14 protein-coding genes are annotated in these 12,086 nt (G+C 38.9%); 11 read left to right on the top strand and 3 right to left on the bottom strand.

Going from position 1 to position 12,086, the window contains the following annotated elements; genetic code table 11:
* Positions 1 to 261: 261 nt before the first annotated feature.
* Positions 262 to 960, top strand: coding sequence for a purine-nucleoside phosphorylase (gene deoD, locus HCG49_RS04170; RefSeq protein ID WP_168468302.1), 699 nt, complete (start codon positions 262 to 264; stop codon positions 958 to 960).
* Positions 961 to 992: 32 nt separating this feature from the next.
* Here deoD and HCG49_RS04175 read toward each other — a convergent pair whose 3' ends face one another.
* Complete coding sequence (locus HCG49_RS04175; protein WP_168468303.1) at positions 993 to 1,832, bottom strand: universal stress protein; 840 nt, start codon at positions 1,830 to 1,832, stop codon at positions 993 to 995.
* Positions 1,833 to 2,036: 204 nt separating this feature from the next.
* Here HCG49_RS04175 and HCG49_RS04180 point away from each other — a divergent pair, with 204 nt between their 5' ends.
* The 8 genes from HCG49_RS04180 (at position 2,037) to HCG49_RS04215 (ending at position 7,215) form a co-directional block, all read left to right on the top strand.
* On the top strand, positions 2,037 to 2,492 hold the full coding sequence (locus HCG49_RS04180) for a DUF2267 domain-containing protein (protein WP_168468304.1): 456 nt from the start codon (positions 2,037 to 2,039) through the stop codon (positions 2,490 to 2,492).
* Between the two features lie 166 nt (positions 2,493 to 2,658).
* Positions 2,659 to 3,291: a WG repeat-containing protein gene (locus tag HCG49_RS04185; protein WP_168468305.1), complete on the top strand. Its 633-nt coding sequence runs from the start codon at positions 2,659 to 2,661 to the stop codon at positions 3,289 to 3,291.
* Positions 3,292 to 3,789: 498 nt separating this feature from the next.
* Positions 3,790 to 3,942, top strand: coding sequence for a helix-turn-helix domain-containing protein (locus HCG49_RS18805; RefSeq protein ID WP_410488983.1), 153 nt, complete (start codon positions 3,790 to 3,792; stop codon positions 3,940 to 3,942).
* Between the two features lie 28 nt (positions 3,943 to 3,970).
* Positions 3,971 to 4,855 carry a pirin family protein gene (locus HCG49_RS04195; protein ID WP_168468306.1) on the top strand — a complete coding sequence of 295 codons (885 nt, stop codon included), beginning with the start codon at positions 3,971 to 3,973 and terminating at the stop codon, positions 4,853 to 4,855.
* A gap of 336 nt (positions 4,856 to 5,191) precedes the next feature.
* On the top strand, positions 5,192 to 5,905 hold the full coding sequence (locus tag HCG49_RS04200) for a pirin family protein (RefSeq protein WP_168468307.1): 714 nt from the start codon (positions 5,192 to 5,194) through the stop codon (positions 5,903 to 5,905).
* Positions 5,906 to 5,939: 34 nt separating this feature from the next.
* Entirely contained in the window at positions 5,940 to 6,221 is a 282-nt protein-coding gene (locus tag HCG49_RS04205; RefSeq protein WP_168468308.1) for a GNAT family N-acetyltransferase, read from the top strand.
* 14 nt (positions 6,222 to 6,235) lie between these two features.
* Complete coding sequence (locus HCG49_RS04210) at positions 6,236 to 6,667, top strand: DoxX family protein (RefSeq protein ID WP_168468309.1); 432 nt, start codon at positions 6,236 to 6,238, stop codon at positions 6,665 to 6,667.
* Between the two features lie 26 nt (positions 6,668 to 6,693).
* Positions 6,694 to 7,215, top strand: a complete 522-nt coding sequence (locus HCG49_RS04215) for a YceI family protein (RefSeq protein WP_168468310.1) — start codon at positions 6,694 to 6,696, stop codon at positions 7,213 to 7,215.
* 715 nt (positions 7,216 to 7,930) lie between these two features.
* Here HCG49_RS04215 and HCG49_RS04220 read toward each other — a convergent pair.
* Together HCG49_RS04220 and HCG49_RS04225 are read right to left on the bottom strand one after the other, a co-directional pair.
* Positions 7,931 to 8,341 carry a DUF302 domain-containing protein gene (locus tag HCG49_RS04220; protein ID WP_168468311.1) on the bottom strand — a complete coding sequence of 137 codons (411 nt, stop codon included), beginning with the start codon at positions 8,339 to 8,341 and terminating at the stop codon, positions 7,931 to 7,933.
* A gap of 81 nt (positions 8,342 to 8,422) precedes the next feature.
* Complete coding sequence (locus HCG49_RS04225) at positions 8,423 to 9,382, bottom strand: 1-phosphofructokinase family hexose kinase (RefSeq protein WP_168468312.1); 960 nt, start codon at positions 9,380 to 9,382, stop codon at positions 8,423 to 8,425.
* A gap of 278 nt (positions 9,383 to 9,660) precedes the next feature.
* Here HCG49_RS04225 and HCG49_RS04230 point away from each other — a divergent pair, with 278 nt between their 5' ends.
* Positions 9,661 to 10,719: a site-2 protease family protein gene (locus HCG49_RS04230; RefSeq protein ID WP_240938629.1), complete on the top strand. Its 1,059-nt coding sequence runs from the start codon at positions 9,661 to 9,663 to the stop codon at positions 10,717 to 10,719.
* A gap of 712 nt (positions 10,720 to 11,431) precedes the next feature.
* Complete coding sequence (gene upp / locus HCG49_RS04235) at positions 11,432 to 12,085, top strand: uracil phosphoribosyltransferase (RefSeq protein WP_168468314.1); 654 nt, start codon at positions 11,432 to 11,434, stop codon at positions 12,083 to 12,085.
* Position 12,086 lies beyond the last annotated feature (1 nt).

Here is a 12,086-nt window from a genome sequence, read left to right on the forward strand (position 1 = left end):
GCTTTTTAAAACCCCATTTATATGCCTCAAACAATGACTGTACATGCCAGTTTATGCATTTTAGGGCATTCTTATAGTGTTCATTACTAGATATATACAAAGAATCCACGGTACATTAGGCAGTAATACCGATCATTTAACTTTGAAAGAAAAAAAGAAATAAAAAAGGAAGAAAAATTAAATTTAATTGGAGGAAACAGCTTCATTTTTAGAAGTCCCATGTGTTGCTACCAAGGTGTTCCCTCCAAAAAAGATAAGGGTATGAGTATTCATATTGAAGCCAAAAAGGGAGACATTGCCTCGACAGTATTATTGCCCGGTGACCCTATGCGGGCAAAATGGATTGCCGAGACATTTTTGGAAAATGTCTTTTGCTACAATGATGTCAGGGGAATGTTGGGATTTACCGGCAGTTTTAAAGGAAAGAAAATATCGGTACAGGGCAGTGGCATGGGAATCCCATCGGCCTTAATTTACTGTCATGAACTCATAACGGACTATGATGTAAAACATCTTATCCGGGTAGGGTCTGCCGGGTCATATCAGGAAGATGTGCATATCAGGGATATCGTATTGGCCATGTCGGCCTCGTCTACTTCGGGCATCAACAATTCACGTTTTATCAATGCCGATTTTTCACCGACAGCAGATTTTGGGTTGTTGCTGAAAGCGGCCAACTATGCCAACAAAAATAATATAAATGTAAAAGCGGGCAATGTCCTTACTTCTGACGAATTCTATGAAGACGACCCCGAATCCTATAAACTATGGGCCTCCTATGGTGTGCTTTGTGTAGAAATGGAGGCGGCCGGCCTCTATACCATAGCGGCAAAACACCGGGTTCAAGCGCTCGCTATATTAACCATCTCCGATTCTCTGGTCACTGGCCAACGAACGACGGCCGATGAACGGGAAAGCTCCTTTACAGAAATGATTCAAATGGCCTTGAATATTTCCTAAACCATAAAACATGATTATCCCTGCTACCGGTGCTAATAGATTAGAAAAGTCATCACGGGCACATCGGCCCTATTAGCTATATCTTCCCCTATACTTCCTTTAAAAAAATGGGTCATCCCCCTGTGACCATGGGTGGTCAGCGCAATTAGATCGGCTTTAATTTTATGGCTATAGTGGTAAATACCCCTTTCTATACTAAAGGCACATTCATATACCACAGGCGGATTTTCTTTAAAATCGCCCTTATTCGCTTCCTGTAGAAATTCCGCTGTCAGCCGTTCCATTTCTTTGCTGCTTTTAAATTTTCCGTTGGGAAGATTCACATATAGCAGGTGTAGCTTGGCCCCCAAGCCTTGAAGCAAACTCACGGCCTTTCGGTAGGCCGGAATGCTTTCCATTTCAAAATCGGAGGCAAAGACCACTTTTTCCAGTTTAAAATCGGGCAAATGCTTTTTAATCACCAAAACAGGCACCTGGGAAGTACGTACTACCTTTTCGGTATTAGAGCCCACAAAAAGAGCGCTTAAGCCGCTGCTGCCATGAGACCCCATTACAATAAGGTCTATTTGCTGCTCTTGGGCCACTTGGTTTATTTCGCTAAATATCTTGTAATTTTGAATAATTTCGGTAAGCTTAATCCCCTTTAGATACTCCTTGTCCAAGAATTTTTTAAACCGCTGTTTTGCCAATTTCATATAGTAATTAGCTTCTGCTATTTCTTGTGCTTCCCCAATATTATAGACTACTGTAGTAATGCCCAGCATATGCAGCACAACGATCTCTGCCGCATTTTGTTTGGCCATTGTACAGGCTACTTCCAAGGCGTATTCGGAATGTTCGGAAAAATCTACGGGTACCATTATTTTCTTCATAACGTCAGTTTTTAGCTTTCTTTCCAAGAATCTAGTTGATAAGAGCCTTACATCCTTGTTATTCAGGGTGCATTTTCGGGGAAATTGAAAAATAAATGCTTCGTTCGTTAAAAATAGCAGGAAGAATTAACATTGAAAATGACCAATATCATTTCATCCTTCCTCGAGTTTCTCCACCTTTAGTATTGAACAAAATTACATCTCATGTCACTAAATTTCAATCAATATGCTGCGGAAGGAAATACGTTCCTAAAATCGTATGCCCAAGAAATGAATCTTGGCGAAGATCGTGACAAGGCGGGTAGAATTTTGTCGTCTATCTTACATGCCTTAAGAGACATTATCCCTATGGAGGAGTCCCTGCAATTAATGGCGCAATTGCCCATGTTTTTAAAAGCCATTTACGCTAATGGATGGACGCATATACAAAATAAGAAACCTAAAATTAAACATATGGCCTCTTTTTTAGATTTGGTGAGGGCATATGACGGTCCATCTGCGGTAAACGATTTTGAATTTAGCGATGAAGTGGCAGAAAAATATGTACGAAATACATTTCTATTCCTAAGGAAACACGTCTCCATAGGAGAATTGGAGGATATCCGTGATGGACTGCCCAAAGGGTTAAAAAATATGATTTTTTCCAATATTATTTACTGATCAGATGACAGCCTACCTACCTTCCTAAAACCAACCATAGACCATACAACCAGACAAACGGCATGAACGCTCTAGGCCTTGTTAAGACAAGACTTTCCCGCTTTACTGACGGCGTCTTGGCTATCGCTTCCCCATAATTTTAGTTTAACTTAAAAAATCGGATATTATGAAACGTTTACACTTCTTTTTAGCAATGCTACTGACAGTGCCTTTCTTTATGTTGGGCCAGACGGTTACCGAAATAGATGAGATTGCCCCGTTTAGCGAGGGTCTTTCGGCCGTAAGAAAAGGAAACCAATGGGGGTTTATTGACAAAAAAGGTGCCTTGGTCATTGATTTTAGAGACGATTTACACTGGACAAAGGATGCCAAAGACGACAAATTAAATGTGCTCGGGGTACGATACCCCATGTTTAGGGACGGACGATGTATGATTAAAAAAATGGAAGATGGCATTCCCTTATTTGGATTTATCGATACCAAAGGAAATATAGTGGTAGCAGCGGAATATTTAAATATATATCCTTTCGAAAACGGCAAAACAACCGGAGTGCTTTTTGACAAAACTTTAAAAGGAGAAAACGAGTTTAAGCTTAAAATTTATGAGTTTAAATTTCATGATGTTTTGTTAGATTCCTCTGGGGAAATCTTGGAATTCTACTCCAAAAGAGACAACATACAAATGACCAAAAAAAGGTATAAAACACCCTTTATTGGCGCTAAAATCATCTCCAAAGACCTTATTGCAGTATGGGTAGAAAACAAGGGATGGGAGATAAGAAGATTTAAGGCAGAGTAGGGAGAACTGGAAACGCTGCGCCTCCACAAGTATCACATAACCATCATTTTACACTCCTTTCCGTGTGCAGTTTCTGGCTCAGGTCGTTGCATTTACTTCTCTGTCCTCTTTTTTCTAATTGTTAATTCGTTAAATCGGGAACTCGATATCTCGGTATTTTGGTAAATCGGTATTTCGTTAACTCCATAACTTAATAACACGATAACTTTTTACTGCTCACCGATTACTGGCCATTGGAAGGATTTGTTAATTTAAAAATAATGCCGCCAAGGCCTAAGCGCCACCTGGCTCCTCCAGGTAAATACAAGTCACTGCATTTACTTCTCTATCCTCTTTTATCTCTTCTCTTTTTTCCAATGATTATTGCTAATTGAAAATGACTACCGCCAAGGCCTACGCGCCACCTGGCCCCTTACTCCAAATGCAAATCCTTGCATTTTTCGCTCGGTCCTCTTTTTTCTAATTTTCAATTCGTTAAATTAGTAACTCGATATCTCAATATTAAAAAGATTACTCTATTTCACCGATTTATCCAACAAAGAAATTGGATACGAACTAGGTTTTAAGAAACTAGCCAATTTTAATGCATTTTTCAAGAACCATACACAAATTTCGCTTTCAAACTTTAAGAAAACCGAAATAAATCTGTAATTCAATCGAATTTAAAAACACTTTCAAAATGTCAAACATAAAATTAATAGTAGAAGAAAGAGCCTCAAACATTGGAAACTTTTTAGTAGGTAGGTTGCTTCCATTTCGTCAAAAAAGAATGGTTGGTCCTTTTATTTTCATAGATCATATGGGACCTGTAACTATGAGTGAACGTGAAAATTTTGATGTGCTACCACATCCTCATATCGGACTCTCTACCTTAACATTTTTATTTGAAGGTAGCATCATGCACCAAGATTCTATAGGTACAAAATTAGAAATTAAACCAGGTGCTGTTAATTGGATGACAGCAGGAAAAGGCGTGGTACATTCTGAAAGAACACCCGAATATTTACGAGAATCAAAAATAAAAATGCATGGTTTGCAAATTTGGGTAGCCTTACCAAAAGAAAAAGAGCTTATAGAACCTCAATTTTCTCATATTGAAAAAGAAGATATACCTACTTGGACTGAAGGTAATCTACAATATAAATTAATAGCAGGTGATGCTTTGGGCAAAACATCGCCAGTACCTGTTTTTAGTAAATTGTTTATGATAGAAATAAAAAGTACAGCCAAACAAGAGGTAAATATTGGCGAACACCTTTATGGTGAAGCTGGTTTGTATATTCTTGATGGTTCTATAGAAAGTGAAGGCAATACTTTTGAAAATAAGCAATTATTAATTGCGAATGATAGTACACTTTGTACTTTTACAATGAATAAAAATACGACCATTTATATTTTTGGAGGCGAGCCTTTTCCAGAAGAAAGATTCATTGATTGGAACTTTGTATCCTCTAGTAAGGAACGCATAGAGGAAGCTAAACAAAAATGGAAAGCACAAGAGTTTCCAAAAATTGAAGGCGATTCTGATGAGTTTGTACCATATCCAACTTTAAAGCGAAAATAACAGCGTTTCACTTCGTTTATTCTTCAAAAAACCACCAATAAACCTCTTAAAACTAAAGGAAAATCGATATAATTTTCTAAATATCGGATTTTTATAAGTTTAAACCTTTTTTTCATATTCCACAAACTTCTAATTCATTTCATCTTTGCATTGTAATTAAAAGGTAAAGAAAATGAATCGTAAAAATTTTTAAAAAACGCATTAATAGGAGATGTCGCTGGAAGAGTTACACCCCAAATTTTAAAAGCATCAAATAGCGATTCTACAAAATCTACTTACGATACATTAATGGAACAAGTAGGATTTAATCATTTGCCAAATAAAAACTTGAAAACCATGAATACAGTAATTCACAAAGCAGAAACAAGAGGAAAAGCAAATCACGGTTGGTTAAACTCTCACCACACCTTTAGTTTTGCAAACTATCACAACCCAGAAAGAATGAACTATGGAGTACTACGTGTCTTAAATGACGATACTGTGCAAGCAGAAATGGGGTTTGGAACACATCCGCATCAAAACATGGAAATAATATCCATTCCTTTGGAAGGTGATTTGGAACATAAAGACAGTATGGGGAATGTTGCCGTTATCAAAGAAGGTGATGTACAAGTCTTGAGTGCTGGAACTGGCGTTACACATTCAGAAAAAAATAAAAACAAAGACAAAGAAGTGAAATTTCTTCAAATTTGGGTGTTTCCTAAAAGTAAAAATACAGAGCCTAGATACGACCAAATATCTATCAAAGATATTGAAAAGCAAAACGAATTTTATCAAGTAGTTTCTCCAAACAAAGACGACCAAGGCGTTTGGTTAAATCAAGATGCTTGGTTTCATTTAGGAAATTTTACCAAAGGAAACTCCGACGAATATAAAATCAAAAAAGAAGGAAATGGTGTTTATGCTTTTATTCTTGATGGTGAAGTTGAAATTAATAATGAAAAACTATCTAAAAGAGATGGTATTGGTGTTTGGGATACCGACAGCATTAACGTAAAAGCTTCAGAAGATGCGCGCGTACTTTTAATGGAAGTACCAATGGCATTGTAATAAATCATAATCTAACAAATTTAAATAGTCAAAAATGGAAATCACATTAAAAGAAAGAGACAATAAAGGTTTTGCAATGGCGAGGGAAGACGACCAAAGAGCAGGTATGATGACTTATTCTATAGCAGCAGAAGATCATATTATAATTGATCATACCGAAGTTGATCCTAAATTTAAAGGCAAAAACATTGGAAAACAATTGTTGTATAGAATTGTAGGTATGGCTAGAGAAAAAAATATAAAAATTACGCCATTGTGTCCATTTGCCAATGCAATGTTTAAGAAATTAGAAGACATTCAAGACGTATTAAGATAATTATATCAATTTAAATGAAAAGAATAACAAAAAACATTTTCAATTCTGGAGATTACCCTAATAATGTAAGCGCAGCACTTTTAGTATTACGAGTAGTTATCGGATTTTTTATGCTAACTCATGGTTGGGGAAAAATGGAAAATTTATTTAGCGGAGAACCAATTCAGTTTCCAGACCCAATGGGCGTTGGTGCAACAGCTTCTTTAGCACTTGCGGTATTTGCAGAGGTATTTTGTTCTATCTTAATTATTCTTGGCTTGGGTACTCGTTTTGCTGCCCTTCCTTTACTAATAACTATGCTTGTTGCAGGATTTATTGTACACGCAAATGATGGATTTGGCAAACAAGAATTTGCATTGCTTTATGGTGTGATCTACCTAACCATTGCTCTAATTGGAGCAGGCAAATACTCATTAGATTACTTAATCTCAAATAAACAGAAATAATTATAATACACTAAAAATTAATAGAAATGGAAAACAACACAAATTGGTCAATAGACAACGCACATTCCGAAATTTCTTTTAAAGTAAAGCATATGATGATTTCAACCGTAACAGGTTATTTTGAGGATTTTGAAGCTACTGCAAAAACAAATGGCGACAATTTCAACAATGCTGTAATTGATTTTAGTGCAAAAACAGCATCAATAAATACCAAAAATAAAGATAGAGACGCACATTTGAAATCAGATGATTTCTTCAATTCAGAAAAATTTCCTGAAATGAAATTTGTATCAAAATCATTTGATGGAGAACACTTAACTGGAGATTTAACAATTAGAGATGTAACCAAAGAAATAACTTTAAATGCTGATTTTAATGGTGTAGCAGTGGACCCTTATGGGCAAACAAAAGCAGGTTTTGAAATTACAGGGCAACTTAATAGAAAAGACTTCAATTTAACTTGGAGTGCAGTTACAGAAGCGGGAAGCATTGTAGTTTCTGACAAAGTAAAATTAGTAATTGACGTACAATTTGCAAAACAAGCTTAAAATATAATATGCCATTATTAGCAACTTATTAACTATCTACTTTGCAGTAAATAAAAGATGCCCATGCTGGGCACACAAGGTTTAAAAGCAATAGCGGTTTGGGTTTTATCTCGAACCGTTTTTGTGTTTAATTAAGAATATTGCAATCTGAAAGTTAGTGCGAAAAAATCCGCTACTGCTCTTATACTAGACCGATAACTCCATAACCGATTACTGGCCATTGGAAAGAATTGTTAATTCAAAAATAACGCCGCCAAGGCCTACGCGCCACCTGCCCCCCTTACTCTATATGCAAATCGTTGCATTTTCAGTGCGGTCCTCTTTTTTCTAATTGTTAATTCGTTAAATCGGGAGCTAGAAATCTCGGTATTTTAGTAAATCGGTATTTCGTTAACTCCATAACTTGATAACACGATAACTTTTTACGGGTCACCGATTACTGGCCATTGAAAGGAATTGTTAATTCAAAAATAACGCCACCAAGGCCTACGCGCCACCTGCCTCCCTTACTCCAAATGCAAATCGTTGCATTTTCAGTGCGGTCCTCTTTTTTCTCTTCTCTTTTATCTTTTTTCCTTTGATTATTGCTAATTGAAAATGACTGCAGCCAAGGCCACCGCGCCACCTGCCCCCTTACTCCAAATACAAATCGTTGAATTTTCAGTGCGGTCCTCTTTTTTCTCTTCTCTTTTATCTTTTTTCTAATTATTTACTGCTAATTGTTCATTTTTAACTGTCCTAAGCTCCCAATAACCTTTTGCAGTTTCTCCCCTACTTCTTGGGCTACTTTATTCAAACTGTCATTTTCTATTGCCATCATGGATACAGCCGGATTTACAGCAGCGATCTCTATGCGGCCTTTTTCTTTTTCCTGTACGATCAGGTTACAAGGCAACATGGTACCTATCTTATCCTCGGCTTGTAGGGCCTGGTAGGCAAAGGGAGGGTTACAGGCGCCTAATATCATATAATTATGAAAGTCAACATCCAGTTTTTTCTTTAGCGTTTCCTTCATATCTATTTCGGTCAACACCCCAAAGCCTTCTTTTTGTAAAGCCTTTTTGGTGGTGGCGATAGCCTCTTCAAAGTTGGTATTCTTAAGTGTAGTATGATAATAATACTCCATTGCTTTCTTTTTTTAGGTTTATTAAATTGGTTAAGAAAACGGTCAGTTTGGCAATACGAGCCACCACAAAACACCTCAACTTTAAAATCTTATTCTCGAAGATTTATCGGTATTTTTCTGAATCCATTGGTATAGGGGTTCTATATCATCCATTTTACAGAGCTGTGTTCCCGCACTCATGGTCGCTGCCGTACCACAGGCGACACCAAATTGGGCCATTTCCATATGGCTACCGCCCATGGCCAACCGAAAAATCATGCCGGCAACCATGCTGTCCCCGGCCCCAATGGTACTTTGCTGATATACAATAGGAGCGGTAATATAGGCCACCTCATCTTTGGTAACCATCAGCGCACCTTGTGCCCCTAAAGAAACAACCAGTATCTCGCAGGGAGTATGGTCCATAAACACTTTTGCCGAGGCCTCCAGATCCCTAAAAGACATGGTCTGTACCCCGCAAAGGGTGCTGAGTTCCCCTAAATTCGGTTTTAACATATATACCCCCGCCATGGCACCTTTAACCAATGCTTCGCCAGAAGTATCCAAGACATACTTAGCCCCTTTCTTTTGGGCAATTAGTCCAACTTTGGCGTAAAAATCAATGGGCATACCTGGTGAAAGACTACCGCTGGCCACTAAAAAATCGCCTTCCTCCAATAACAACTCCAATTCCTGTAACACCTCCTGGCATTCCGCTTCAGACAGTTCGGGCCCTGGCATTCCAAAACGGTATTGATGGTTCTGAACGGTATCGGTAACGGCAAGGTTCTCTCTTGTCCACCCCTTTATAGGGATCACCTTTTGGGAAATGTCCAGCTCTATTAAAATATCCTTGAGGTGATTGCCGGTCGCCCCTCCGGCCATATACATACATAAGGACGATCCTCCCAGCTCTTTCAGCACATGGGACACATTAATTCCACCTCCCCCAGCTTCAAACACCGGGCTAGTACAGCGCAATTTGCTGTTAGGTTTTAAACCAGCAACCGTAGTACTCTTATCGATCGCCGGATTTACGGTAAGAGTGATAATATTTTTCATTTTAAATTCGTATTTCTCAAATTTAAACCTATCCGCTTAAGTTGCATATGATTAAAGTCATTGTACTAAGGGCGTATCTTCTATAATTTAACTTTTGATTATAAGCTATTTGACAAAATATCATTGGCAAAAATCAAGCGACGTTTTAAAAGGTACCCTAGTATTTTAGCCTCCCTTACCATATTGGTTGGGGCGCTATTTTCCTGTGATGCCATGGAAACCGTTTGTAAAACCGGCATAATCAACATACTATGAAAGGCACTTTAAAATTGGGTAGGATGGCAGGCATAAAAATTGAGGTACACTGGACCTTTAGTTTATTGTTGCTCTGGGTCGTTTTTCTCGATGCCCAAAGAGGCGGAAACCTGTTCACTGCTTTATTCAATATAGGTTTTGTGCTGGTACTTTTTTTCTGTGTGGTACTCCACGAATTGGGCCATGCCCTAACTGCCAGAAAATTTCAGATAAAGACCCATCAAATTACCCTTTTACCCATAGGAGGTGTCGCCTCTCTCGAAAAAATGCCCGAAAAACCGGGTCAGGAATTGTTGGTAGCCCTGGCCGGACCGGCAGTTAATGTGGTCATAGCCCTGTTGTTGATCTTGTTGTTTCCCATCACAAAATATTTAACCATGGATCAGGCCGGAATAGAACTCCTATTAAAAACACCCAATTTTCAAGGGTTTATTTTCTACCTGTTTTTGGCCAATGCCATGTTGGTAGTCTTTAACCTCATCCCGGCCTTCCCTATGGATGGCGGTAGGGTGCTTAGGGCCCTATTAGCTTATAAAATGGGGCGGGTAAAAGCTACCGCCATAGCCAGCAGTTTGGGGCAATTACTGGCAGTTTTCTTTTTTATGCTAGGGTTGCTCATCAATCCCTTTTTAATATTGATTGCCTTTTTTATTTTTATCAGCGCCTATGGGGAGAACAAAATGGTGAAACAAACATCGCTCCTTCAGGGGCATACTATAAAAGAGGCCATGCTGACCAAAATAACCCTTCTACACCCCGACAACACCTTACAGGAAGTCATCGATGTTGTCTTGGCCGGAACCGAAAAGGATTTTGTCGTCATGGCCCATGAGCAAATCGTTGGCGTCGTATATCACAAAGACATTATTAAACATGCCCACACCCCCTCTATAAAGGTCAAAGAAATTATGCAGGCTTCCTTTAAGACCCTTGAAGCCTCCACAGATTTGGTACAGGTTATGGAGATGATCGCTAGCGAGAAAAGGAACTTTTTTCCGGTCACCGATAAGAATAAATTCAGCGGTGCTATCGACCTTACCAATATCAGCGAATTTATATTGCTACGGACCCATGGTTCCTAAAGCTGGGCCCTTTATGTTTTAGGTGCCCATTTGCTTTTTAATTTGGGCGTTCCCTCCTTCGTCGGGCGGGCTCTTGGCTATATCCCTTGCTCCGCTGCGGGGATGCCGCCGCGGTCCCTAACGCGGGGTTCATGATTTAATGAAGCCATGGGGAAATGGAACAATTGCTTAATTTGAAGATTTGATAAGACGGAATTTTCCACTTTATACGCTGTTTGAGATAACTCGTTCATTCGGAAATTCGATAAATCGGTAGCTCGGGAATGCAGTGTTACGTTAACAAGATAACTCGGCAACTGGTTACCGATTTCTGGCCATTGGAAAGAAATGTTAATTGAAAATGACTGTAACCAACGCCAACGCGCCAGCTGGCTCCTCGAGGTAAATGCAAGTCGTTGCATTCGCAGTGCGATTCTCTTTACTCTCTTCTCTTGTTTCTGTTTTCTTGGTTCTCTTTTCTTTGTTTATTGCTTATTGAAAAAGCGTTAGCTATTGCAGCGGCATCCTTTTTTGGGCGGCCCTGCCGGCTAAAAAAGATATAGCGGAAAGAGCGACCCGTTAGGGGAACGCCCAAAACAAAAACAGTAAAATTGATGATGGAATTGGGAGTCTATCAGGTTTTATGGCACCCTGGTTTTTTATAATATAAAAGGAGGTTAAACAATTTTTGGCCCTTTTAAAAAATTGTATTTTAGCCAAAATTCATTTTCTTATGACTGTCCATTATTTTGGCGAGGGAAACTCCCTTCTTAATCAATTCGTAGCCGAACTCAGAGATGTAAACATCCAAAAAGACTCTATGCGGTTTAGGCGTAATATTGAGCGTATTGGTGAAATTCTAAGCTATGAGTTAAGTAAGGAACTTCGTTATAGCAAGAAAACGGTGCAGACTCCCCTAGGGACCAAGGAAATGTCCTTGCCTACGGACGATTTGGTGCTTTGTTCTATACTGCGAGCCGGACTTCCCCTGCACCAAGGGCTTCTTAATTATTTTGACGGGGCCGAAAATGGCTTTATTTCTGCCTATAGACATCACGAAGGCGATGAAGATGATTTTGAAGTCATTGTCAAGTATTTCGCTACGCCATCTCTAGAAAATAAAACCCTGATCTTGGCCGATCCTATGGTGGCCACTGGTAGGTCTTTGGAAAATGTCCTAAAGGGTCTTGAAGCATACGGAAGACCGAAACAAATCCATATTCTTGCCATAATTGGCTCGGAACAAGGTATCGAACACATCAAAAAAGTCTTCCCAAAGGACACCCATTTATGGATTGCCGCCATCGATGAAAAATTGACCAACAGGGGTTATATTGACCCAGGCCTTGGCGATGCAGGTGATTTGGCCTACGGGATAAAACTGTAAA

It is taken from the genome of Arenibacter sp. 6A1 (assembly GCF_012272855.1).
Classification (GTDB): Bacteria; Bacteroidota; Bacteroidia; order Flavobacteriales; family Flavobacteriaceae; genus Arenibacter.